Below are 21,777 nucleotides of genomic sequence, written 5' to 3'. Positions count from 1 at the left end.
CCTAAACGCTGCAAGGCGTTTTTTTAGAGTAAAAAGAAGCGAGAATTTATATGAGTATGTTTTTAGATACAGCCAAGATTCAGGTCAAGGCTGGCAAGGGCGGCGATGGCATGGTAGCCTTTCGTCGAGAAAAATATGTACCCAATGGTGGACCTTGGGGCGGCGATGGCGGTCGTGGTGGTGATGTTATTTTTGTCGTGGACGAAGGACTGCGTACCCTGATGGATTTCCGTTACAACCGTCATTTCAAGGCTCAATCAGGCGAAAAAGGAATGACTAAGGGAATGCATGGTCGAGGAGCGGAGGATTTGATTGTCCGTGTACCGCAGGGGACGACTGTGCGTGATGCTGAAACTGGCAAGGTCATTACGGATTTGATTGAACACGGTCAACGATTCATCGTAGCGCATGGCGGTCGTGGTGGTCGTGGCAATATTCGCTTTGCTACACCTAAAAATCCTGCTCCGGAAATTTCTGAAAATGGGGAGCCCGGTCAGGAAAGAGAATTGCTGTTGGAACTCAAAGTGCTGGCCGATGTTGGTCTGGTTGGTTTTCCTTCAGTTGGTAAGTCAACCCTTCTGAGTGTGATTACATCAGCCAAACCCAAAATTGGAGCCTATCACTTTACCACGATTGTTCCTAATCTGGGTATGGTTCGTACTCAGTCTGGGGAATCTTTTGCTGTAGCCGATCTGCCAGGTTTGATCGAAGGAGCCAGTCAGGGAGTGGGCCTAGGTACCCAGTTTCTTCGTCATATCGAGCGGACACGGGTCATTTTGCACGTTATTGATATGTCTGCCAGTGAGGGACGCGATCCTTATGAGGATTACCTTGCGATCAATAAGGAGTTGGAATCCTATAATTTGCGCTTGATGGAACGACCGCAGATTATTGTAGCCAATAAGATGGATATGCCTGATAGCGCAGAAAACTTGGAAGAATTCAAGAAAAAACTGGCTGCCAATTATGACGAATTTGAAGAGTTGCCGCAGATTTTCCCTATTTCTAGCCTGACCAAGCAGGGGCTTGCCACGCTCTTGGATGCGACAGCTGAGTTGCTGGATAAGACACCTGAGTTTCTGCTTTATGAAGAATCCGATATGGAAGACGAGGCTTATTATGGCTTTGATGAAGAAGCACCAGCCTTCGAAATCTCTCGTGATGATGATGCTACATGGGTGCTTTCAGGTGATAAACTAGAAAAACTCTTTACAATGACTAACTTTGACCGTGATGAGTCCATCATGAAATTCTCCCGTCAGTTGCGCGGTATGGGCGTTGACGAGGCGCTTCGTGCGCGTGGTGCCAAGGACGGAGATTTGGTGCGTATCGGCAGCTTTGAGTTTGAATTTGTTGACTAAGGAGATATGTAATGGGTGATAAACCAATATCTTTTCGAGACGAAAATGGCAACTTTGTCTCAGCAGCAGATGTTTGGAATGCAAAAAAGCTGGAAGAACTCTTTAATCGGCTGAATCCAAATCGCAAACTTCGTCTTGAGCGAGAAAAATTGAAAGAAAATCAATAATTGAAACCAATCCTTTGAGATGAAGGAATGAGTGACAGTAGTCATGCTGCCTCATTCCAGATTTCAAAGGATTTTCTATTTGAAAAATAAAAAAAGCCAAATCCGATTTCTCGGATTTGGCTTTGTATCAACATTCTTTTTAATGTCAATACGCTTCTTATTTGAGACCGTATTTTTTGTTGAAACGATCCACACGTCCATCTGCTTGAGTGAACTTTTGACGTCCAGTGTAGAATGGGTGTGAGTCTGATGAAATTTCGACACGAATCAATGGGTAAGTTTTACCTTCGAATTCAACAGTTTCGTTTGAACGTTTAGTTGAACCGCTAAGGAACTTGTAGCCAGTAGTAGTGTCCATAAATACAACTTGACGGTATTCTGGATGAATGTCTTTTCTCATTTTAAAAAATCCTTTCTGCCATGGACTCTTTGCGAGCCATAGATTAGTTACTTTGATAGTTTATCAAATTCTAAATGATTTGACAAGTCTTTTGGATGATTTTCTTACTTTTTTGCACTTTCTTTTAATTTTTGATAAATTAAGTCCACTTCATCTTTGGAATAAGCATTGGCACCGCTGGCAAGTGGATGGCCGCCGCCGTTGTGTTGCTTGGCAATTTCATTGATTGGAGTAAATTTACTGCGCATCCGCACACGATAATGGCCGTCAGGCTGTTCGACAAAGATGGCCCACATCTGGACATCTTCGATTCGTCCGGGTGCAGCTACAATAGCTGAAGTATCAGCATCCGTCAGCTGATTTTCTTTCAATAATTGCTGAGATAGGATAACGCGTGCAGCACCATTCTCATCAATTTCTAAATTATCATAAACATAACCTTGCAGTTTGGCAACTTGATGTGTGATGGAGTCCATTTTTCGAGAAAGCTCTGAAAAATTAAAAGCGTATTGGCGAAGTTTGCCAGCTACCTCAAATGTGCGTGCAGTAGTCGCTGGATAGAGGAAGCGCCCTGTATCCCCAACAATGCCAGCATAAAGAAGTTTAGCGATATAGTCATTTACTTCTAAGTGATTTTCGAAGGCGAAAAGAGCAATAATTTCGCTTGTGCTACTAGCATCAGTATCAACCAGCAGCAAATCTCCGTAGGCATCATCGTTGGGATGATGGTCGATTTTAATCAAAAAGTCGCCTGTACTGTAGCGCTGATCATCAATGCGGGGAGTGTTGGCTGTATCGCATACGATTACTAAGGCCTGCTCATAGTCCGCATCTGTCACCTCATCCATCTTTGCTAGCCAAGTAAGACTAGGCTCGTCGTAACCTGTTACTTTGATGGATTTTTCAGGAAAGTTGAGCTGGAGAAGTTTTTGTAAGCCGACTTGACTGCCAATTGCATCTGGGTCAGGGCGCATGTGGCGGTGGATGATAATTTTATCGTATTCCTTCATTTTTTTCAGAATTTTACTATAGATACTCATTGTAAACCTCTTAAACTTTCTCTAGTTATTGTAGCACAAGAATTTTTATTTTTAAAATAAAAAAGATGTGTTATAATGAATGAAGATTATAATTTGGAGGGAACTATGACCTTAGCGAAAATTGTATTTGCCAGTATGACTGGAAACACCGAGGAAATTGCCGATATTGTGGCGGATAAGCTAAGAGAACTAGATGTAGAAGTTGAAGTGGACGAGTGTACCACTGTCGATGCAGAAGATTTCTTGGAAGCGGATATTACGATTGTAGCGACCTATACCTACGGTGACGGTGAGCTGCCGGATGAGATGATGGACTTTTACGAAGACTTATCTGGTTTGGATTTGTCCGGCAAGGTCTACGGAGTGGTCGGTTCAGGCGATACTTTTTATGACGAATTCTGCAAGGCTGTTGATGACTTTGATGCTGTTTTTGCGGCTACAGGAGCAGTGAAAGGTTCAGAATGTGTCAAAGTAGATCTTTCTGCAGAAGAAGATGATATCGAGCGCTTGGAAGCATTTGCGGAAGAGTTGGTAAGTAATGTTTAAAATGACATATGGAGAGCGGCTGTGGCCGTTTTTCTTTTGTTAAAGTATTATTTTCTGACAATTCTCATGATTAGGAGTATAATATAGGTAAGCGTTATCCCTTAGATAAAGGAGGAGTTCCTATGAAAGAACGCGACTATGCCTTTGGCTTCCATGATGATGTAAAGCCACTCTTTTCAACTGGTAAAGGCCTGACAGAAGAAGTTGTTCGAGAAATCTCAGAAATCAAGAATGAGCCCCAGTGGATGCTGGACTATCGCCTCCGCTCTTTGGAACTTTTTCATAAGCTACCCATGCCCGACTTTGGACCAGATTTATCAGGTATTCGCTTTGATGATATTATCTACTATCAGAAAATAAGCGGAGATCGGGCTCGCAGTTGGGATGAAGTTCCAGAGGAGATTAAGAAAACCTTTGACCGCTTGGGAATTCCAGAAGCTGAGAAGCAGTTTCTGTCTGGAGCTGTGGCCCAGTACGAATCGGAAGTGGTTTACCACAATATGAAGGAAGAATTTGCCAAGTTGGGGATTCTCTTTACTGATACGGATACGGCTGTGCAGGAATATCCGGACTTGGTCAAGCAGTATTTTGGTACTGTGATTTCAAATGCTGAGCATAAATTTTCAGCTCTTAATAGTGCGGTTTGGTCCGGCGGAACTTTTATCTATGTGCCCAAGAATGTGCAGTGCCAAGTTCCTGTTCAGACTTATTTCCGTATCAATGGTGAAAATGCCGGCCAGTTTGAGCGTTCCTTGATGATTATCGAGGAGGGTGGTTCTATCCAGTACATTGAGGGCTGTACAGCACCAACTTACACAAGCAATAGTCTTCATGCGGCAAATGTCGAAATCATTGTCAAAAAGGATGCCTTTTTCCGCTATACGACCATTCAAAATTGGTCTGACAATGTCTATAACCTCGTAACGGAGCGGGGGATTGTTGAAGAAGGCGGCACCTTAGAGTGGATTGATGGGAACTTAGGCAGCAAGGTTAATATGAAATATCCCTGTAGCATTCTTAATGGCCGCAATGCACGGACTTCTGTTTTATCCATGTCTTTTGCCAACTATGGTCAGCACTTAGATGCGGGTTGTAAGGTTTTTCATAATGCGCCCAAGACTTCCAGTACCTTAATTTCTAAATCAGTGGCTAAGGATGGCGGCAAGACCGACTATCGTGGTCAGGTTCGCTTTGGCAAGAATAGCGCTGGCTCTAAATCGCATATCGAGTGCGATACCATTCTGATGGATGGTGAGTCTAGTTCCGATACCATTCCTTTTAATGAAATCCATAATTCCAACGTCGCGCTAGAACATGAAGCCAAGGTTTCCAAAGTGTCTGAGGATCAGCTCTACTACCTGATGAGTCGAGGAATCAGCGAAGAAGAAGCCACAGCTATGATTATCAACGGATTTATGGAACCCATTACCAAAGAACTACCAATGGAATACGCCGTCGAACTCAACCAACTCATCAACATGAGTATGGAAGGCTCAGTTGGTTAAAAGGGTCCAGCGGACCTTTTTAATCTGCGGATAAAAAACTCGCTTTTGCGAGTTCTCCTTAATCCAAAGGTCCTGAGGACTGTTTTAGGTTGCGGATAAAAACTCGCTTAAGCGAGTTTTCTTTTAATTTAAGGTCCAGTGGCCCTTTTTTATTTAGGATAAAACTAGAACATTTTACTATTTTTTGCTATGATAGATAGCATATAAGGGGGGAAGTAGATGAAGCTAGAGGAAATTAGACAGGAAATTGACCAAGTAGATGATGCACTCGTTGTTTTACTGGAGAAACGCATGAATCTGGTCGGCCAAGTTGTGGCTGTTAAAAAATCAACTGGGAAGGCCGTCGCAGATCCTAAACGAGAAGAAAGGATTTTTGCTAGAGTTGCGAGCAAGATTGAAAATAAGGACTATCAAGAAACGATTCTTGCGACCTTTGCGGACATCCTAAAGCATTCACGTGCTTTTCAGGAGAAGCAAATAAGATGAGTGAAGTAAAAAATTCTTTAGCAATCTTCTTGGGAGCTATGCTAGGCGGCTTACTTCGTTATCAATGCTCATCCTTTTTCACATTTACGGAACATTTTCCGCTAGCGACACTTTTGGTCAACTACTTAGGAACTTTCTTGTTAGTCTATTTGGTTAAAGGTTATCTCAGTCGCAAGCAAGTTTCCAAGCGTTTATTATTGGCTTTGTCGACGGGATTTTGTGGCGGCTTGACAACTTTTTCAGGTCTTCTATTAGATTCGCTCAAATTGCTGGATTTAGGCCATTATCCAGAATTGATCGTATATCTTGCCTTGAGTATCGGCGGCAGCCTTTGCATTGCCTTATGGGCTGGAAGGAAGGTGACCGCATGATTTGGTTTTTGCTCATTGCTTGCGGTCTAGGAGCTCTTGTCCGTTACTTTTTTTCTAAGATTAATAGCAGAGCGTCTTTGCCAATAGGCACCTTGATGGCTAATGTACTGGGAGCCTTTGTGATTGGATATGTTTATAATCATATCCAAAATAAACAGCTGTATAGCATATTGGCAACAGGCTTCTGTGGCGGTTTAACAACTCTTTCCACTTTTAATGCGGAATTAGCAGAGCTGTTCTCAGATAAGAAAAAGTTTAGCCTCTATTTAATGCTGACTTACCTTATAGGATTTTTAGCCATTCTTTTAGGAATTTTTATCTAAAAATCTTTACTTTTGCTAGAATTTTGATATAATATACTTTGTGCATAAATGGATGCACTAAAAAAACGGCTAATCCGCTGTTGTCTAGAACTACAAGATTAGTAAGATAGGAGAAAAAATGAATCCATTAATCCAAAGCTTGACTGAAGGTCAACTTCGCTCAGATATCCCTGCATTCCGTCCTGGTGACACTGTTCGCGTTCACGCGAAAGTTGTCGAAGGAACTCGCGAACGTATCCAGATCTTTGAAGGTGTCGTTATCGCTCGTAAAGGTGCTGGTATCTCAGAAAACTACACAGTTCGTAAAATCTCTAACGGTGTAGGTGTTGAACGTACTTTCCCAATCCACACTCCACGTGTTGACAAGATTGAAGTCGTTCGTTACGGTAAAGTTCGTCGTGCTAAATTGTACTACCTTCGTGCATTGCAAGGTAAGGCAGCGCGTATCAAAGAAATCCGTCGTTAATATCAGAAATGACTCTGTCACTTGGCAGAGTTTTTCTCTAGTCCCCTTAGTTCAATGGATATAACAACTCCCTCCTAAGGAGTAGTTGCTGGTTCGATTCCGGCAGGGGACATTAAACAATACTTAAAACCCTTGATTAACAAGGGTTTTTGTTATATTTGCCCTAAATCCACCCTAAAAGTTTCGAAAATATTTCTTATTCGATTATGATTTTTTTCTTCTTGTTGTTCTAAACGATGGGTATAGACTTCCAGTGTAATTGTTAGATTTTCATGGCCCAAAACTTTGGAAATGGAAATAAGGTCTACTTCCTTAGAAATGAGGTAGGAAGCGTATGTGTGTCTGAGAGAATGAGCATGGACATTTCTGCCTACAATCTTTCTCAGAGTCTTATTGACTCCGTTATTAGATATTTTTGAGAAAATGCGATTTTCATCATTTTTTTTCTCAGTAATTTTTTTTGTACTTTTCTAGCAAGAATAGTGTGTGTTGATCGAGCGGGATTTTTCGGATGCTGCTTTTGGTTTTAGTGGGTTTGAAGCCAGTATTATTATGATAATCCCATGTTTTATTGACAGATATGGTCTTTGCTTGCTTGTCTATATCGTCCCAAGTAAATCCAAGGCATTCACCAAATCGAACTCCAGTCACAGCAATGATATAAAGAATAAAGTAGGATTGGTATTCTATTTTTTGGCTAGTAATCTCAAGTAGTTTAAGGTACTCCTCAGCCTCAAGAAATTTAGTTTCTGTTGCAATTCCTTTGTTTTGAGAGTTGACTTTTGAGAATGTGCAGAAATTTCTAGGAATCAGCCCTTCGTAAACCGCCATAGAAACTGCTGCCTTGACATGAACGTTAAATTTTTCTACGGTTTCCTGAGCGTGTGTCTGAGCATATCTGTTGATGATTTCTTGATACATGCTGCTTGTTATTTTATTTAGTCTTGTATCTTTAAAATATAATTTAATCTTTTTGTAGGTGTTCTCATAACTTTTCCAGGTTATAGCTGAAACATTTGGCTTTTTGTGTATCTCTGACCATTTTTTAAAGTAATCTAAAAGAGTTATCTTATCATCAATATAAATATCGTTTTGTAGAGCTCTCTCAGCCTCTATAGCTGCTTGATTGGCCAAGGCTTTGGTCTTTAAAACCCGATTTTGATTTTTGCTTGTACTTTCCGTCAGGGGTTTTATAAGAGATGCGATATTCCCAGCCATTTTCTCTTTTTCTAAAGTATGCCATCTTGTTTTTCACCTCATTTTTTGATAAAATAGGTATAGTAAAAGAGGCTTTTTAATGCCTTTTACTATACTAGCTTTCCCCACGCTCAGACTCGCCGAAGTTTGAGAGCGTGGGGCTTTTTTGTTTGAATTATTTCCATTTTGGAAATAGCTGGTTTTAATTTATACTCTTGGTTCATTACGGTGCCAGTCATCAGGAAATCCTAAAGACTGGTTGATTACATTGATGTCTATAGAAGGCAGCTTTTTCTCTAGTTTGATAACTTTCTTTCTAAGAGAATTCCACAAAATGTTGAATTCTGCTCTACTGATAAAGCATTGAAGGCTAATAATTGTTGAATATACAGTTTTTCTACTGTCATCTCCCATCAAGATCTCTTCGTTATGAATCGTTTCCCAAAACGTACTATTGGAACGACATCTGAAGTTTAATAAGCGATTATTGTGAGCGCATTTGTTTCGTACCTCGTTAATATTTTTTAGAAAAGATATCAAGGTTTCTGGTGGGAAAACATCGTTAAAGTTAGGTACGTTTGTGCTTATAAAACTTACTAAATCCCGTGCGATTTCATTTTGGAGTGAATTCGGTAGGTTTTCAACAATCGTGCGTAAATCTCCAAACTCTAGATAATCAGTTAGTACCCAGATTGGGACATCTGAATGAGTATGTGCGTAGTGGTGAATTGAATTTCCTCTGTATCGCTTGTTTGTGTTTATGATTTTGGATAGCTTTGATACAATAAATCCCACGTCTAATATTTTATTATCTGCATAAGAATTGGTGTTTAGATAGGCGTATTTTTGACCAGGATAGGCTTCGGCGAATCTGTGAGCAGTAATTGACTTGATATGGTGTTCAGCTTCAAGAATAGCTTGTAAAATGGCTCGTTTTACATCTTTGTCAAATGTATAGAGACTTGAAACTTCGTCAAATGTGACACCGTCAATATAAATGTCAGTACCAGGGTGTTGAAAAAACTTACTGTATCCATTGATAATATTGTAGTAATTGTTACTTAGCAGGTACTTAGCTGCTTTAGATTCATCTGTAAGGGATAACCCTCTGCTTTTTAGTGTTGCGATTTGTTCCTCGATTGTTTTAAATGGCTTCAAAAAAACTCCCCCATTCTATTTAGAATGAAGGAGTTTTCCCGTATCGGTCCCCGTAGAGATCCCGACGCTTTTTCTCTAATAAATTCATTCTAAATGTTTTTTTTAAAAAAGTCAACTGTTTTTTATTTTTTAAATAAAATCTTTAATATTTTAAAAAATAATATTCTTATTTCTCTCTATACAAATCCACGACTTCGCCGATAATTCGGAAGTCTGTTTCTGGTGTGATCGGCATGTCTTTATAGGCTGGATTTAAACTGTGTAAGTAAGCTTGGTCTTTGTCGATGACAAGCTGCTTGATATAGGCATCGCCGTTATAGTTGAATACGCCTATAACGCCGTTATTCAAATCTACGCTGGTCTGAATAAATACTAGGTCACCATCGTGATAGTCAGGTTCCATGGAATCACCTTTAATCGGGATAACAAAGTCAGCATCGATATCTACTGGCAGCTCAATCTGTTCCACTCGTACATCGTTCAAATACTGCCCTGTACCTGCAGAAGCTGGGTGGTCGTAGTAGTCGTAACTATAAAGCTGAATGACTTCCGATACTTCGTTTGTCTGTCTATAAGTTTTGCTGCCTGCTTTTTGACTCTCCCAAAGCTCCTCAGAGGTTCGTAGAACGATTCTTTTATTTGGGGTGGTTAATTGTACTACTTTGTCCATTATCTGCTGCGCGAGCGAATCTGGAGCGTCTGGGAGGGAGGAGGCTTCTTCTTTGAAAGTGGTATCTATATCTGATTTTTTAACACCGAAATAATCAGCTAGTTTTTGGATAACACCAAATGAAGGAGCGCTTCTTAACTTCATATAGTCTGTCATAGTACTTGCTGTAATTCCAACTTCTTTAGCCAACTCTTTTTGGGTAACACCACGTTGTTTTCTAAAGTGTGTAATATTTTCAGCAATAATTTTCATTCGTTTTTTTTCATCCATTTACGATTACCTCGTATTTTTTATAATTCTATTATATATCATTTTTTATTGATAGACAATCAAAAATACGAAAAAATCCTATTTTTTGATAAAAACCATTAACAATACGAAAAAATCATATTATAATTAAATCAAGCTTAAGGAAATAACAAAAAACCAAGAGCAAAAAAGAGAAAGGAGTAGGGAAATGAACGAACTAGAAAGAACAGCCCTCAATGAAATATTGAGGACCGTGACATATATTGCTGAGAAGTTGGATGAACTAGATTTTAAGATTTCTTTGAACGATTCACAAGTTCTTGAGCATCAAGAAAATTGAGTTTCATTTCCATGTAGTGAATAACTCCGTGCAGGTAGTTCTTTAGGTCTTTAAAATCTTTATCAGGATTATTTCTATAGTAATGACCTTCGTCATTACCGATATAAGCAGATGCTAGTGCAAATGTTTTAAGATCTTCATCCTTGATATATTTTTCAATAACTTGCTTTAATGACATTTTAGTGATTTTTTCTTCATCATCAGGATTCGTAACAATAGAGAAATCTTTAACAAAAAACTCAAGTGCCTTTCGATATCCGATGCCTGCAATGTGGTCTAGTTGTTCATGTTCAGCTTTCAGTGCTTGGACATAGATTTGCTTACCAATTGGAGAAACTATTTCTACATCGTCAGATATAGGTATATCGCTAGGAAGATTAGGAATTACTTTTATATGCTCGATTTCGTATTTCTCGGTGTAGTGATCGATTGAATATCTTGTAGCTATAAACTCCTCTGTCCAGAAGTGCTTACAACCTAAGCATCTAAGTGTTAATACCAAGCTTGTTTCATCTTCTCTAAGAAAAAAATAAGAAGAGTTCACAAGATCTGGATTGGTGGGTTTTTTACAATTTGGACAGATATCTTCAACGGTTACAGGTCTAGAAACAGAAGAGTTTATTTGTGCTCGAATTATCATAATTTTTCTCCAATCATTTGATTTCGATTATACCATATTTGAAAGGAGGTGAAGAATATGACTGAAGAAGAAGCAATTGAATTATTAAAATTCTTAAGGACGGACTATGGGCGAGGGTATTTAGCTGGATTAGTCTGTGGACTTTCAATGATTTTGAAAATTTTAAAAAAGCAGAGTAAGCACCCCGCTTTCATTAAATTATTTTGGTAACTTATCTACGGCTTTTTGAAGCTCCGTGATGCCATCAATAGCTCTAGCAATATTCTGGAAATCAACTTCGCCTGTAAGGAATTTTGAAGTGATATCTACTTGCTGGCTTTGTTTTAAAGCATCCAGTTTTAATTCATGCTCTTTTTCAAGTCTCTGTAATTCGCTTTCAGATTGTGCCTTTAATTCTCTTATTTTGGAATCAGTTTGATATTTATTTGCGAGATAAACAAGAAACGCAGGAACGCATGAAGTTAAAAAAGTTATCAAAATTTGATTAGTGTCCATAGACTCATCTCCTTTCTGTTGAAATTTTGACTAAAACGGTGAGAGGTCCTAGTCAAAATATATTATATGCCAAAGAACAATATTTGTCAATATATTGTGTAAAAAAGGAGAAAAATCTACAATATACACAATATATAGTGTAATAGCACATATAAGAATAAAAAGCATAAAAATAAAGCTAGATAAGGAGAAAACGGCTATGCTTTGGGAAAAAATATCCGAAAAACTTGCAGAAAGAAATTGGTGTTTTAGAGCTGTGTTGTTTCGAATGGTTCCAAAACGACACGAAGCTCCCCATAGTCAAATAAATCCGATTCTTGAAAAGAGGGTCGGATTTAAATTTTATTCGACTTCGATTTTTGTGCTATAACTTTTTTGTAATATCTGCTTGTATTTCCTTGATATTCTGCTATAATGGTATAATATTTATTTAGGAGGAAGAGAATGAGCTATATTTTGGAAATTTTACCCAGTCTTCTAAGTGGAGCAGCAACTACCTTGCAGGTGTTTGCTTTGGTATTGGTTTTTTCGATTCCTTTGGGAATTATGCTGGCATTTTCAATGCAAATTCGCTTGAAGCCTCTGCAATGGCTGCTTCATATTTACATTTGGATTATGCGCGGGACGCCGCTTTTATTGCAGTTAATCTTTATTTACTATGTGTTGCCAAGTATAGGCATTCGGCTGGATCGGATTCCTGCAGCGATTATTGCCTTTACATTAAACTATGCGGCTTATTTTGCGGAGATCTTCCGCGGAGGAATTTCTTCTATTCCGACTGGACAGTATGAAGCTGCGAAAGTTTTGAAATTTACACCTGTTCAGACGGTTCGCCTGATTATTTTGCCACAAGTCGTAAAAATTGTGCTACCTAGTGTCTTTAATGAAGTTATGACTTTGGTGAAAGACACCTCTTTGGTTTATGCTTTAGGCATTTCAGACTTAATTTTGGCCAGTCGTACAGCGGCCAACCGAGATGCCAGTCTGGCACCGATGTTTGTTTCAGGCTTGATTTACTTGCTCTTAATCGGTTTGGCCACCTTGATTGCCAAGCAGGTCGAAAAGAAATTTAGTTATTATAAGTAGGTGCTATTATGTTAGAATTACGAAATATTAGTAAAAAATTTGGTGATAAGCAGATTCTAAAGGATTTTAATTTGATTGTGCCTGAAAAGCAAGTGTTGGCCATTGTTGGACCTTCGGGCGGGGGGAAGACGACCCTTCTGCGTATGTTGGCAGGTTTGGAGACAATTGATTCGGGACAAGTGATTTATAATGGAGAGATTTTGGATGTCGCAGAGCTTGAAAAGCGCAATCTTCTAGGCTTCGTCTTTCAAGATTTTCAGCTCTTTCCTCATTTATCTGTCTTGGAAAACTTGACCTTATCACCAATATATACAATGAACATTTCCAAAGAAGAAGCTGAAGAGAAGGCGCAGGCCTTATTGGCCCGCTTAGGCTTGTCCGAGCATGCCAAGGCCTATCCTTATTCGCTGTCAGGCGGGCAAAAACAGCGGGTTGCTTTGGCTCGTGCTATGATGATCAACCCAGAAATTATAGGCTATGATGAGCCGACTTCTGCCTTGGACCCTGCCTTACGCTTGGAAGTAGAAAAACTCATCCTCCAAAATCGGGAAATGGGGATGACACAGATTGTAGTCACACATGATTTGCAGTTTGCGGAAAACATTGCGGATTCTATTCTCAAAGTCACACCAAAATAAGGGGGCCCAGATGAAACTAAAGAATATTCTTTTGGCCTGTTTGACCTTGCTCCTAACTTTTCTGCTCGGTGCTTGTAGTTCCAATGTTAGTGATCCCAGCTTGGATAACTGGAGCAAGTATGAGGAAAAAAAACAGATTACAATCGGCTTTGATAATACCTTTGTCCCTATGGGATTTGAGCAAAAAGATGGCACTTATGCAGGGGTTGACATTGATTTGGCCAATGCTGTTTTTAAGGAATATGGGATTGAGGTGAAATGGCAGCCGATTGATTGGGATATGAAAGAAACAGAGTTGACCAACGGCACGATAGACCTCATTTGGAATGGCTATTCCGCAACGGATGAGAGAATGGAAAAGGTGAAATTTACCATTCCTTATATGAAAAATGAGCAGGTTTTGGTCAGCAAAAAGTCCTCTCATATCTCACAGGCCAGTGATATGGCAGGAAAAGTATTGGGTGCCCAAGCAGGATCTTCTGGCTACATAGCTTTTGAAAGCAATCCTGAAATTTTGAAAACCATTGTCAAAAATCATGCAGCTACTCAGTATCAGAGCTTTAACGAGGCGTTGATTGACTTGCAAAACGACCGGATTGATGGTCTCTTGATTGACCGCGTTTATGCTAATTATTATCTGACAGAAGAAGGAATTTTAGATCAATATTCAGTCTTTTCCGTTGGATTTGAGAGCGAGGACTTTGCGGTCGGGGCTAGAAAGGCGGACCGTACTTTAGTTGAAAAAGTAAATGCTGCTTTCGGGAAATTATACCAAGAAGGGAAATTTCAGAAAATCGCTGAAAAGTGGTTTGGCGAGGATATTGCGACAGACCAAGTGAAAGCATATAAAAACAACTAGCAGAAAACTAGTTGTTTTTTCTTGTTTCTTGGTGGAAGATATTTTGCCAGACTTCGTGGCGGCGCCAGAGGCTAGTATGGATGACATCCCCGATTTGATAGCGAATCAGCTTGGTCTTTTGGCTGACGGATGTAATTTCTAAATTTTTGATGGGAGAAGTTTGGGCTCTCTCTAGTTGAAATTCCTCTTTGTTTAGCTGGCGACCATCTTGGGAAATGTAGACAAAATCAGAGGAAAGAAGTGCCTCCAATTGACTACCTTGGTCGACTAATTGCTCACGCATCAGGAGCTTTTGATAAACATTATCCAAAATCTCATCTTCAGGAATCGGAGCTGGCTCAATATGAATATCAATGTCGAAGACGCTAAAGTTTTCCTTGAGCATATCCTCCACCTGGTCAGCAATTTCGTGACTTTCAAAGACAGAGAGGTCGGGATTCATTTCCAGTATAATATCCAGATAGATATTGCTACCATAGGTCCGACCACGCTGGGACTTGACGCGTGTGATTTTAGGGATTTCCAGGATAGCGCGCTTGTAATCGTCTAAAAGGTCCTGATCAAAGCCATCTGACAGGCTGAAAGAGGACTCTATAAAGATATCATAGGCTGTTTTTAGAATGAAAAACGTAATAACGATGGCTGCTAGCTTATCAACGATAGGGAATTTCAGGGAGCTGGCAATAATGGCAACAGAAGTGCCCAGAGAAGTGATAGCATCCGAGAGATTGTCCTTGGCGGCCGCATCCAGAGCTTTGGATTTTACTCTTTTAGCTAGATTTTTATTGTAAAGATAGACACCAAACATGATGATGGCCGATACAATTCCGACGACAGCACCCACAGGATCAATCAAGGTTTCTTCCTTGTTAATGATTTTTTGAGCCGTATCAATGAGGACATTGAAGCCGACAAAAAACATGATGAAAGAGGTAATCAGACTGGCCAGATCTTCAATCTTCCAATGGCCGAAGCGGTGATCCTTATCCGCTGGTTTTCGTGCCATGCGCAGGCCGATTAGGACTGCTAGATTGGCAACGATATCGGAGACGTTGTTGAAACCATCCGCCGTCAAACTGGAGGATGTCAGTGCTGCACCTGCAATGATTTTTGTAACGGATAGGCCAATGTAGGTAGCAATTGCTAGGAGGGCGCCTCGTTCGGCAAGTTTGAGATTATCGCTTGGATGATTGTTCATGGTTGCCCCTTTCTAAACTATTATTATAACTTTTTCACACTTGGATTTCAAATGAGGTAGTTGCCTTTTCGATAACAAATTCGCTCGAATTTTGATATAATGGAAGCATTAATTTTCAGTTTGATGTTATATTGAAAGGATAGAAGATGAATCCCTTATTAAACGGTATGAATGACCGTCAAGCCGAAGCAGTCCAGACGACAGAAGGCCCCTTGTTGATCATGGCGGGGGCTGGTTCAGGAAAAACTCGAGTCCTGACCCACCGCATCGCCTATTTGATTGATGAAAAGATGGTCAATCCTTGGAATATCCTAGCCATTACCTTTACCAATAAGGCGGCGCGGGAGATGAAAGAACGAGCAGCTACACTTAATCCAGCCACTCAAGATTGCTTAATCGCTACCTTCCACTCCATGTGTGTACGCATTTTGCGGCGAGAAGCAGATCATATCGGCTACAATCGCAACTTCACCATTGTTGATCCAGGCGAGCAGCGGACTCTGATGAAACGGATTCTCAAAAAACTCAATCTGGATCCTAAAAAGTGGAATGAGCGCGCCATTCTGGGGACCATTTCCAATGCAAAGAACGACCTGATTGATGAGGTGGCCTATGCAAAAATGGCTGGTGATATGTACACAGAGATTGTAGCCAAGTGCTACACGGCCTATCAAAAGGAATTGCGCCAGTCTGAAGCTATGGATTTTGACGATTTGATCATGCTGACTTTGCGACTTTTTGATCAAAATCCTGACGTCCTGACCTACTACCAGCAACGTTACCAGTACATCCATGTGGACGAGTATCAAGATACCAACCACGCCCAGTACCAGCTTGTCAAGCTCTTAGCTTCTCGCTTTAAGAATATCTGTGTGGTCGGAGATGCTGACCAGTCTATCTATGGCTGGCGGGGAGCCGATATGCAGAATATCCTAGACTTCGAAAAGGATTATCCAGAAGCTAAGGTAGTCCTACTTGAGGAAAACTATCGCTCGACTAAGACCATTCTTCAGGCAGCTAATGAAGTCATCCGAAACAACCGCAACCGTCGTCCTAAAAATCTCTGGACTCAAAACGAAGACGGTGAGGAAATTGTCTACTATCGGGCTAATGACGAGCAGGACGAGGCTCTTTTTGTCGCTCGGACTATTGATCAGCTGAGCCGAGAAGGCTACAGTCATAAGGATTTTGCGGTCCTTTACCGGACCAATGCCCAGTCACGGACGGTGGAAGAAGCCCTGCTTAAGGCTAATATCCCCTATACCATGGTTGGGGGCACCAAGTTCTATAGCCGTAAAGAAATCCGCGATGTTATTTCTTACCTTAATCTCATCGCCAATCCTAGTGACAATATCAGCTACGAGCGCGTGGTCAATGAGCCCAAACGTGGTGTCGGACCGGGAACGGTAGAGAAGATTCGGGATTTTGCGGCTAGTCAAGAAATCTCTTTGCTGGAGGCGTCAGCTAATATCATGTTGTCACCAGTCAAGGGCAAGGCGGCTCAGGCAGTTTATGAGTTTGCCAATCTGATACTCGACTTGCGGGATCGTTTGGATGACTATAGTGTGACTGAGCTAGTCGAGCTTGTTCTGAAAAAGACAGGTTACTCAGTCGCCTTGGCAGCTCAGGCAACCTTGGAAAGCCAAGCACGGATTGAAAATATCGAAGAATTCCTGTCTGTAACCAAGAATTTTGACGAAAATCCAGACAATCCTAGTGATGAGTCTGGCCTTGATAAGCTCAGCCGTTTTCTCAATGACTTAGCCTTGATTGCGGACACAGATGATGGAGACATGGAGAGTTCTGAAGTGACTTTGATGACCCTCCACGCGGCCAAGGGACTAGAGTTTCCAGTTGTCTTTCTAGTCGGTATGGAGGAAAATGTCTTCCCTCTGAGCCGAGCATCTGAAGATGAGGATGAGCTGGAAGAGGAGCGCCGTCTGGCCTATGTCGGTATCACCCGAGCAGAAAAAATTCTCTATCTGACCAATGCCAATTCCCGTCTGCTTTATGGTCGTACCAACTACAATCAGCCGACTCGCTTCTTGAGAGAAATCAGTTCAGACTTGCTAAACTATCAGGGACTGGCTCGACCAGCCAACAGCTCCTTTAAGGTTAGTTATACCAACAGCGATACTAGCAAATTCGGTCAGGGCATGAGTCTGGCCCAGGCTCTACAAGAGCGGAAACGTCAGGCAGCACCAAGTTCGATTTCTACAGGCAGCCTGCCTTTTGGCAAGAGCGGTCAGAACCAGCTATCTAAGCCGGAAGTTGCTTGGGCTATTGGAGATATTGCCCACCACAAGAAATGGGGCGATGGGACTGTTCTGGCAGTCTCTGGTAGCGGAAACAGTCAAGAGCTCAAGATTAATTTCCCAGAAGTTGGTCTGAAGAAAGTGCTGGCCAGCATAGCACCGATTGAGAAAAAATCATGATGAGGCAGTCGATTGAAGCCTGGATTTATCATCCAGAGGATAGGGAAATCTTGCTCTTGAAAGTTGAGGATGAGACAGTTTCCTTTTGCCAGCCCATTACTGGTGGGATTGAGAGTGGTGAGAGTCCAGAAGAAGCCTGTCTTCGTGAGATAAAAGAAGAGACCGGCTTGGTCTTAGCTTGTTCAAACCTGACGGGTCTTGGAGATTTTACGGTAAAGATTGATGAAAATCTGTCCATCCACAAAAATCTCTTTCTAGTTCTAACTGAACAGAAGGCAATCCAGATTTCTGATGAGCATGTGGGAGCTCAGTGGGTAGCTTTAGACAAAGTTTCGTCGCAGTTGTATTGGCCCAGCAATCAAGCGACTTTTGAGATTATATCTGAGAAGCTATAAGATATAGCTTCTCTTTATTTCTTTTGATAAGGAAATTCTATTAGTCAAGCGGGACGTTTAATGGTAGACTTATCACATAACTATAGTGAGGTGACCTTATGACACGTGAATTCAAATTTGAAACCCTGCAGCTTCATGCCGGACAGACAGTTGACCCGACAACTAAGTCGCGGGCTCTGCCAATTTACCAGACAACGTCCTATGTGTTTGACGATACTCAGGAGGGAGAAGATCTTTTTGCCCTACGCAAACCGGGCAATATCTACACTCGGATTACCAATCCGACCCTGTCTGCTTTTGAGGAGCGGATTGCGGCTTTGGAAGGTGGAGTCGGAGCTCTAGCAACAGCTTCTGGTATGGCGGCCCTTACCTATACCGTTCTAGCTTTGGCGCATGCTGGCGACCATGTAGTAGCAGCTTCTACCATCTATGGCGGTACCTTTAATCTGCTCAAGGAAACTCTGCCTCGCTATGGCATTACCACGACTTTTGTGGATATTGAAAATCTAGCTGAAGTAGAAGCAGCCATTCAGGACAATACCAAGCTAGTTCTGATTGAAAGCTTGGGCAATCCTTTGATTAATATTCCTGACTTTGATGCTTTGGCAGAGCTAGTTCATGCTCATAAAATTCCACTAATTTCCGACAATACCTTTGCTACACCATATCTGATCAATGTCTTTTCTCATGGAGTGGACATCGCAGTACATTCTGCGACTAAGTTTATCGGCGGTCACGGAACCAGCATTGGTGGTGTGATTGTGGACAGCGGTCGTTTCGACTGGGAAGCTTCTGGCAAGTTTCCGCAGTTTGTGGATCCAGACCCGAGCTATCATGATATCAGTTATACGCGCGATGTCGGAACAGCAGCCTTTGTTACTGCTGTGCGGACGCAGCTCTTGCGCGATACGGGCGCAGCTATGTCACCCTTCAATGCCTTTCTCTTCCTACAGGGGTTGGAAACTCTCTCTTTGCGTGTAGAGCGTCATGTGTCCAATGCTGAGAAGATTGTGGAATTCCTAGCAGGGCATCCTAAGGTCGAGCAGGTCAATTATCCAAAACTTGCTGACAGTCCTTACCACGCTTTGGCAGAAAAATATTTCCCTAAAGGCGTGGGCTCTATCTTCACTTTTAATGTCAAAGGTGGGGAGAAAGAAGCTCGTAAGGTTATTGACAGCCTAGAGATTTTCTCTGACTTGGCCAATGTAGCAGATGCTAAGTCTCTGGTTGTCCATCCAGCTACAACGACCCATGGTCAGATGTCACCAGAGGCTCAACTGGCAGCAGGCATTACACCAAATCAAATCCGACTCTCTATCGGCTTGGAAAATGTGGATGACTTGATAGAGGATTTGAGAATCGCCTTGGAAACTATCTAATTTTCAAGACCTCTAGACAGAGCAAATAAGAATAAAACTAGGTTTTCGCCTAGTTTTTTGTTATAATGAGAGATATTAAAAAATAGCAGGTAATCAAAATGACAATTTCAGTTATTGTTCCGTGCTTCAATGAAGAAGAGTCTATTCCTTTGTTTCATGAAGCCATGGAAGCGGTGAAATATCAAATCCGTGACCAGTTCGAATATATTTTTGTCAATGACGGATCGACGGACCGGACTTTGGCTGTTTTGCGTGAGCTCAGCAGTCGCTGTCCAGACGTGCACTATCTGTCCTTTTCTCGTAATTTTGGAAAAGAAGCAGCTCTCTATGCTGGTTTGCAAGAGGCGAGCGGGGATTTTGTGACGGTCATGGATGTGGATTTGCAGGATCCGCCCGAGCTCCTGATTGAGATGAAGGCCATTCTGGACACGAATCCTGAGCTGGACTGTGTGGGTACCCGTCGCACGACTCGAGAGGGAGAGCCCCCAATCCGAAGCTTTTTCGCCAATTTGTTCTACAAGTTGATTAACAAGATTAGTCAGGTAGAGATGGTAGATGGTGCGCGTGACTTCCGACTGATGCGCCGCCAGATGGTAGAGGCCATTCTGGAGGTTTCAGAGTACAATCGCTTCTCCAAGGGAATTTTTGCCTGGGTTGGCTTCAATACCGAGTACTTGGAATACAAAAATGTCGAACGAGTGGCTGGCAAGACCTCTTGGAATTTCTGGTCTCTTTTCAACTATTCTCTGGAAGGCATTGTCAATTTCTCTGATGCACCGCTCAACATCGCCTTTTTAGGAGGTATCCTGTCTTGGATTTTAGCCTTTATCCTAATGGCGGTGATTATTATCCGTACTTTGGTTTTTGGTGATCCCACATCTGGCTGGCCGTCCCTCATGACCGTCATCCTCCTTCTCGGAGGTTTCCAGTTGTTGACCATCGGTATATTGGGCAAGTACATCGGCAAAATCTTCATGGAAACAAAGAAACGCCCTGTTTATGTGATTAAGGAGAAGAGTAATGCAAAAAGATAACCATAACCATAAATATAAATACACTTTTATTTTTATATTAGTGGCTGTATTTTTTTTGGTGTTCCTGTTAAATCGTTTTACCCTCTATACATCAGATGATTTTACTTATCATTTTTTGTACAGACAACCTTTTCCTGATGGACACGAGCAACCAATTAGAAATATTTTTGATTTATTGTTGTCTCAAATAAATCATTGGAAAGTGTGGAATGGTCGTTTTACAGGACATACGATTGTTCAAGTTTTTATGCAATTTGACAAAATTGTATTTGATGTTATTAACTCCGTAGTATTTGTAACTTTATGTTTATTGCTAGATCATCTTAGCTCTAGATTTTCTACTGGTTCAAAAATAAGATACAAGTCGTTTTATCTCATTGTAATTTTTCTACTTCTATGGTGGTTCTTGCCAGAGATAGGAAAGACAGTCTTGTGGGTATCAGGTTCGGGAAATTACTTGTGGACTGCTGTCTTAGATTTGGTTTGGCTGTCCTTGATATTTAAGCAGAAACGATTCCCTTATTTGCTACTTTTAACGATTCCTTTGGCATTTTTTGTCGGGGCAGGAAATGAGAATACCTCCCCAGCAATTATTATGTTGGTTGGTTTGTTTTCCCTTTATGATTGGTTTATAGAAAATAGATTTCCAATTGAGAGAGTTTTAGAAATTGTATTTGCTAGTGGTGGTTTTTTCTTAATGTTATTATCACCAGGTTCTCGGAAAAGAGCAGGGGCAATTTCTGTTTTTGATGGGCTCTATGACAAACTTCATAACCTTTTTCAACTAAGCTGGGGGCGTTACGGGGTTCTATATATCATCCTGTTGTTACTCGTTGTCTATGCTCTGTTTAGACAGTATCTAAGAAAAGAGCAAATACTTGCTATTAGCTTTATTTTAATGGCTCATTTGGCTTGTATCTATTCATTGGTTGTGAGCAATGAATTGCCAGAACGGATTTTCTTTGGGGCAAGTGTACTTCTTATCTTAGCTCTTCTAATCCCCCTCAAAGTAATTTTTGTTGAAGAGAAAAAGTGGGTGAGGGGGATTGCGGTGTATGCTCTTTTGCCTGTTGTTATTAAATTTGGGATGTCTTACAGTAACGCTCTTAGTGATGTTCACGATACTTACTTAGTTGTTAAGGAGCAGTACGAGGAAGTACGCTTGGCAAAAGAAAAAGGTCAAGAGTTTGTCACCTTGAGGCGTTATACAGAACCAAGAACCCTTTTCAATGCTTATAAAGGTACAGCGAATTTAGGTCCATCTAAAGATGATTGGTTTAACCAGTGGATGGCAGCTTATTTCGAAATTGAAGGGATTGAAAGTACTGATTAATTTTGG

General features: G+C 41.1%; 27 protein-coding genes and 1 tRNA gene. 18 read left to right on the top strand and 10 right to left on the bottom strand.

The genetic code is table 11. From position 1 onward, the window contains the following. Positions 1-50 precede the first annotated feature (50 nt). Both obgE and HBA50_RS06545 read left to right on the top strand, forming a co-directional pair. Positions 51-1,361: a GTPase ObgE gene (gene obgE, locus HBA50_RS06550; protein WP_080940880.1), complete on the top strand. Its 1,311-nt coding sequence runs from the start codon at positions 51-53 to the stop codon at positions 1,359-1,361. Between the two features lie 11 nt (positions 1,362-1,372). Next, a complete protein-coding gene (locus tag HBA50_RS06545; protein WP_045499399.1) occupies positions 1,373-1,528 on the top strand; it encodes a hypothetical protein in 156 nt (51 codons plus the stop codon). A gap of 157 nt (positions 1,529-1,685) precedes the next feature. On the opposite strand, the gene HBA50_RS06540 is transcribed toward HBA50_RS06545, so the two are convergent. Both HBA50_RS06540 and HBA50_RS06535 read right to left on the bottom strand, forming a co-directional pair. Beyond that, the gene (locus HBA50_RS06540; protein ID WP_045499402.1) at positions 1,686-1,928 is read right to left on the bottom strand and encodes a type B 50S ribosomal protein L31; all 243 of its coding nucleotides are present in this window, start codon (positions 1,926-1,928) and stop codon (positions 1,686-1,688) included. A 104-nt stretch (positions 1,929-2,032) separates the two neighbouring features. After that, positions 2,033-2,968, bottom strand: a complete 936-nt coding sequence (locus tag HBA50_RS06535) for a DHH family phosphoesterase (RefSeq protein ID WP_045499405.1) — start codon at positions 2,966-2,968, stop codon at positions 2,033-2,035. A 105-nt stretch (positions 2,969-3,073) separates the two neighbouring features. Between HBA50_RS06535 and HBA50_RS06530 the strand changes: the two genes are divergently transcribed. The 7 genes from HBA50_RS06530 (at position 3,074) to HBA50_RS06500 (ending at position 6,777) form a co-directional block, all read left to right on the top strand. After that, positions 3,074-3,514: a flavodoxin gene (locus HBA50_RS06530; RefSeq protein ID WP_045499793.1), complete on the top strand. Its 441-nt coding sequence runs from the start codon at positions 3,074-3,076 to the stop codon at positions 3,512-3,514. A 122-nt stretch (positions 3,515-3,636) separates the two neighbouring features. Then, the gene (gene sufB / locus HBA50_RS06525; RefSeq protein ID WP_045499408.1) at positions 3,637-5,019 is read left to right on the top strand and encodes a Fe-S cluster assembly protein SufB; all 1,383 of its coding nucleotides are present in this window, start codon (positions 3,637-3,639) and stop codon (positions 5,017-5,019) included. A 219-nt stretch (positions 5,020-5,238) separates the two neighbouring features. After that, on the top strand, positions 5,239-5,505 hold the full coding sequence (locus HBA50_RS06520) for a chorismate mutase (protein WP_045499411.1): 267 nt from the start codon (positions 5,239-5,241) through the stop codon (positions 5,503-5,505). After that, positions 5,502-5,876, top strand: a complete 375-nt coding sequence (crcB, locus tag HBA50_RS06515; protein ID WP_045499413.1) for a fluoride efflux transporter CrcB — start codon at positions 5,502-5,504, stop codon at positions 5,874-5,876. Before HBA50_RS06520 ends, crcB (HBA50_RS06515) begins: the two co-directional genes overlap by 4 nt. Then, positions 5,873-6,199, top strand: coding sequence for a fluoride efflux transporter CrcB (gene crcB, locus HBA50_RS06510; protein WP_045499415.1), 327 nt, complete (start codon positions 5,873-5,875; stop codon positions 6,197-6,199). The genes crcB (HBA50_RS06515) and crcB (HBA50_RS06510) overlap by 4 nt, the downstream gene beginning before the upstream one ends. Positions 6,200-6,317: 118 nt before the next feature. Continuing rightward, positions 6,318-6,665, top strand: coding sequence for a 50S ribosomal protein L19 (gene rplS / locus HBA50_RS06505; protein ID WP_005590628.1), 348 nt, complete (start codon positions 6,318-6,320; stop codon positions 6,663-6,665). Between the two features lie 40 nt (positions 6,666-6,705). Continuing rightward, positions 6,706-6,777 (top strand) — tRNA-Arg (locus HBA50_RS06500). Positions 6,778-6,817: 40 nt separating this feature from the next. On the opposite strand, the gene HBA50_RS10545 is transcribed toward HBA50_RS06500, so the two are convergent. The 6 genes from HBA50_RS10545 to HBA50_RS06480 form a co-directional block, all read right to left on the bottom strand. Beyond that, positions 6,818-7,042, bottom strand: coding sequence for a tyrosine-type recombinase/integrase (locus HBA50_RS10545; protein ID WP_306452452.1), 225 nt, complete (start codon positions 7,040-7,042; stop codon positions 6,818-6,820). Positions 7,043-7,112: 70 nt separating this feature from the next. Further along, positions 7,113-7,799: a site-specific integrase gene (locus HBA50_RS10540; RefSeq protein WP_306452451.1), complete on the bottom strand. Its 687-nt coding sequence runs from the start codon at positions 7,797-7,799 to the stop codon at positions 7,113-7,115. Then, positions 7,771-7,908, bottom strand: coding sequence for an Arm DNA-binding domain-containing protein (locus HBA50_RS10535; RefSeq protein ID WP_306452450.1), 138 nt, complete (start codon positions 7,906-7,908; stop codon positions 7,771-7,773). The genes HBA50_RS10540 and HBA50_RS10535 overlap by 29 nt, the downstream gene beginning before the upstream one ends. A gap of 161 nt (positions 7,909-8,069) precedes the next feature. After that, complete coding sequence (locus HBA50_RS06490; RefSeq protein ID WP_045499417.1) at positions 8,070-9,020, bottom strand: Abi family protein; 951 nt, start codon at positions 9,018-9,020, stop codon at positions 8,070-8,072. A 166-nt stretch (positions 9,021-9,186) separates the two neighbouring features. After that, positions 9,187-9,960, bottom strand: coding sequence for a helix-turn-helix domain-containing protein (locus HBA50_RS06485; protein ID WP_045499420.1), 774 nt, complete (start codon positions 9,958-9,960; stop codon positions 9,187-9,189). Positions 9,961-10,229: 269 nt separating this feature from the next. Further along, on the bottom strand, positions 10,230-10,919 hold the full coding sequence (locus tag HBA50_RS06480; protein ID WP_045499423.1) for a DUF4145 domain-containing protein: 690 nt from the start codon (positions 10,917-10,919) through the stop codon (positions 10,230-10,232). Positions 10,920-10,976: 57 nt separating this feature from the next. On the opposite strand from HBA50_RS06480, the gene HBA50_RS06475 reads away from it, so the two are divergent. Continuing rightward, on the top strand, positions 10,977-11,129 hold the full coding sequence (locus HBA50_RS06475) for a hypothetical protein (protein WP_166492637.1): 153 nt from the start codon (positions 10,977-10,979) through the stop codon (positions 11,127-11,129). On the opposite strand, the gene HBA50_RS06470 is transcribed toward HBA50_RS06475, so the two are convergent. After that, positions 11,118-11,414 (bottom strand): hypothetical protein, encoded by a 297-nt coding sequence (locus tag HBA50_RS06470; RefSeq protein WP_045499426.1) that lies wholly within the window; start codon positions 11,412-11,414, stop codon positions 11,118-11,120. The two genes, HBA50_RS06475 and HBA50_RS06470, sit on opposite strands and share 12 nt — an antisense overlap. A 444-nt stretch (positions 11,415-11,858) precedes the next feature. On the opposite strand from HBA50_RS06470, the gene HBA50_RS06465 reads away from it, so the two are divergent. Genes HBA50_RS06465 through HBA50_RS06455 form a run of 3 tightly spaced genes read left to right on the top strand, consistent with a single transcriptional unit; the run spans position 11,859 to position 13,997 of the window. After that, entirely contained in the window at positions 11,859-12,500 is a 642-nt protein-coding gene (locus HBA50_RS06465; protein WP_045499429.1) for an amino acid ABC transporter permease, read from the top strand. 8 nt (positions 12,501-12,508) lie between these two features. Beyond that, positions 12,509-13,138 (top strand): amino acid ABC transporter ATP-binding protein, encoded by a 630-nt coding sequence (locus HBA50_RS06460; RefSeq protein ID WP_045499432.1) that lies wholly within the window; start codon positions 12,509-12,511, stop codon positions 13,136-13,138. Positions 13,139-13,148: 10 nt separating this feature from the next. After that, the gene (locus HBA50_RS06455) at positions 13,149-13,997 is read left to right on the top strand and encodes an amino acid ABC transporter substrate-binding protein (RefSeq protein WP_045499435.1); all 849 of its coding nucleotides are present in this window, start codon (positions 13,149-13,151) and stop codon (positions 13,995-13,997) included. A 7-nt stretch (positions 13,998-14,004) separates the two neighbouring features. Here HBA50_RS06455 and HBA50_RS06450 read toward each other — a convergent pair whose 3' ends face one another. After that, positions 14,005-15,195, bottom strand: coding sequence for a cation diffusion facilitator family transporter (locus HBA50_RS06450; protein WP_045499438.1), 1,191 nt, complete (start codon positions 15,193-15,195; stop codon positions 14,005-14,007). Positions 15,196-15,341: 146 nt separating this feature from the next. On the opposite strand from HBA50_RS06450, the gene pcrA reads away from it, so the two are divergent. The 5 genes from pcrA to HBA50_RS06425 all read left to right on the top strand — a co-directional run bounded on the left by pcrA (position 15,342) and on the right by HBA50_RS06425 (position 21,771). Beyond that, positions 15,342-17,630, top strand: a complete 2,289-nt coding sequence (gene pcrA / locus HBA50_RS06445; RefSeq protein ID WP_045499441.1) for a DNA helicase PcrA — start codon at positions 15,342-15,344, stop codon at positions 17,628-17,630. Beyond that, on the top strand, positions 17,627-18,025 hold the full coding sequence (locus HBA50_RS06440) for an NUDIX domain-containing protein (RefSeq protein ID WP_045499444.1): 399 nt from the start codon (positions 17,627-17,629) through the stop codon (positions 18,023-18,025). The genes pcrA and HBA50_RS06440 overlap by 4 nt, the downstream gene beginning before the upstream one ends. 98 nt (positions 18,026-18,123) lie before the next feature. Then, positions 18,124-19,404 (top strand): O-acetylhomoserine aminocarboxypropyltransferase/cysteine synthase family protein, encoded by a 1,281-nt coding sequence (locus HBA50_RS06435; RefSeq protein WP_045499447.1) that lies wholly within the window; start codon positions 18,124-18,126, stop codon positions 19,402-19,404. A gap of 98 nt (positions 19,405-19,502) precedes the next feature. Beyond that, positions 19,503-20,438 carry a glycosyltransferase family 2 protein gene (locus tag HBA50_RS06430; RefSeq protein WP_045499449.1) on the top strand — a complete coding sequence of 312 codons (936 nt, stop codon included), beginning with the start codon at positions 19,503-19,505 and terminating at the stop codon, positions 20,436-20,438. Continuing rightward, entirely contained in the window at positions 20,425-21,771 is a 1,347-nt protein-coding gene (locus tag HBA50_RS06425) for a DUF3329 domain-containing protein (RefSeq protein ID WP_045499451.1), read from the top strand. The genes HBA50_RS06430 and HBA50_RS06425 overlap by 14 nt, the downstream gene beginning before the upstream one ends. Positions 21,772-21,777: the final 6 nt, after the last annotated feature.

Origin of the sequence: Streptococcus cristatus ATCC 51100, assembly GCF_011612585.1 — a bacterium.
Classification (GTDB): Bacteria; Bacillota; Bacilli; order Lactobacillales; family Streptococcaceae; genus Streptococcus; species Streptococcus cristatus_H.
Note: the sequence above shows the minus strand (reverse complement) of the source record. Positions and strands in the feature narration are given on the sequence as shown.

What these genes read in the sequence shown, in the direction of transcription:
- HBA50_RS06465 (WP_045499429.1), top strand. Translation starts at nt 11,859, where the DNA reads ATGAGCTATATTTTGGAAATTTTACCCAGTCTTCTAAGTGGAGCAGCA.
- HBA50_RS06540 (WP_045499402.1), bottom strand. Translation starts at nt 1,928, where the DNA reads ATGAGAAAAGACATTCATCCAGAATACCGTCAAGTTGTATTTATGGAC.
- HBA50_RS06450 (WP_045499438.1), bottom strand. Translation starts at nt 15,195, where the DNA reads ATGAACAATCATCCAAGCGATAATCTCAAACTTGCCGAACGAGGCGCC.
- HBA50_RS06435 (WP_045499447.1), top strand. Translation starts at nt 18,124, where the DNA reads ATGACACGTGAATTCAAATTTGAAACCCTGCAGCTTCATGCCGGACAG.
- HBA50_RS06425 (WP_045499451.1), top strand. Translation starts at nt 20,425, where the DNA reads ATGCAAAAAGATAACCATAACCATAAATATAAATACACTTTTATTTTT.
- HBA50_RS06440 (WP_045499444.1), top strand. Translation starts at nt 17,627, where the DNA reads ATGATGAGGCAGTCGATTGAAGCCTGGATTTATCATCCAGAGGATAGG.
- sufB (WP_045499408.1), top strand. Translation starts at nt 3,637, where the DNA reads ATGAAAGAACGCGACTATGCCTTTGGCTTCCATGATGATGTAAAGCCA.
- HBA50_RS06545 (WP_045499399.1), top strand. Translation starts at nt 1,373, where the DNA reads ATGGGTGATAAACCAATATCTTTTCGAGACGAAAATGGCAACTTTGTC.
- HBA50_RS06520 (WP_045499411.1), top strand. Translation starts at nt 5,239, where the DNA reads ATGAAGCTAGAGGAAATTAGACAGGAAATTGACCAAGTAGATGATGCA.
- HBA50_RS06460 (WP_045499432.1), top strand. Translation starts at nt 12,509, where the DNA reads ATGTTAGAATTACGAAATATTAGTAAAAAATTTGGTGATAAGCAGATT.
- HBA50_RS06455 (WP_045499435.1), top strand. Translation starts at nt 13,149, where the DNA reads ATGAAACTAAAGAATATTCTTTTGGCCTGTTTGACCTTGCTCCTAACT.
- HBA50_RS10535 (WP_306452450.1), bottom strand. Translation starts at nt 7,908, where the DNA reads ATGGCATACTTTAGAAAAAGAGAAAATGGCTGGGAATATCGCATCTCT.
- pcrA (WP_045499441.1), top strand. Translation starts at nt 15,342, where the DNA reads ATGAATCCCTTATTAAACGGTATGAATGACCGTCAAGCCGAAGCAGTC.
- HBA50_RS06470 (WP_045499426.1), bottom strand. Translation starts at nt 11,414, where the DNA reads ATGGACACTAATCAAATTTTGATAACTTTTTTAACTTCATGCGTTCCT.
- crcB (WP_045499415.1), top strand. Translation starts at nt 5,873, where the DNA reads ATGATTTGGTTTTTGCTCATTGCTTGCGGTCTAGGAGCTCTTGTCCGT.
- crcB (WP_045499413.1), top strand. Translation starts at nt 5,502, where the DNA reads ATGAGTGAAGTAAAAAATTCTTTAGCAATCTTCTTGGGAGCTATGCTA.
- HBA50_RS06485 (WP_045499420.1), bottom strand. Translation starts at nt 9,960, where the DNA reads ATGGATGAAAAAAAACGAATGAAAATTATTGCTGAAAATATTACACAC.
- HBA50_RS06475 (WP_166492637.1), top strand. Translation starts at nt 10,977, where the DNA reads ATGACTGAAGAAGAAGCAATTGAATTATTAAAATTCTTAAGGACGGAC.
- HBA50_RS06480 (WP_045499423.1), bottom strand. Translation starts at nt 10,919, where the DNA reads ATGATAATTCGAGCACAAATAAACTCTTCTGTTTCTAGACCTGTAACC.
- HBA50_RS06430 (WP_045499449.1), top strand. Translation starts at nt 19,503, where the DNA reads ATGACAATTTCAGTTATTGTTCCGTGCTTCAATGAAGAAGAGTCTATT.
- HBA50_RS06530 (WP_045499793.1), top strand. Translation starts at nt 3,074, where the DNA reads ATGACCTTAGCGAAAATTGTATTTGCCAGTATGACTGGAAACACCGAG.
- rplS (WP_005590628.1), top strand. Translation starts at nt 6,318, where the DNA reads ATGAATCCATTAATCCAAAGCTTGACTGAAGGTCAACTTCGCTCAGAT.
- obgE (WP_080940880.1), top strand. Translation starts at nt 51, where the DNA reads ATGAGTATGTTTTTAGATACAGCCAAGATTCAGGTCAAGGCTGGCAAG.
- HBA50_RS06535 (WP_045499405.1), bottom strand. Translation starts at nt 2,968, where the DNA reads ATGAGTATCTATAGTAAAATTCTGAAAAAAATGAAGGAATACGATAAA.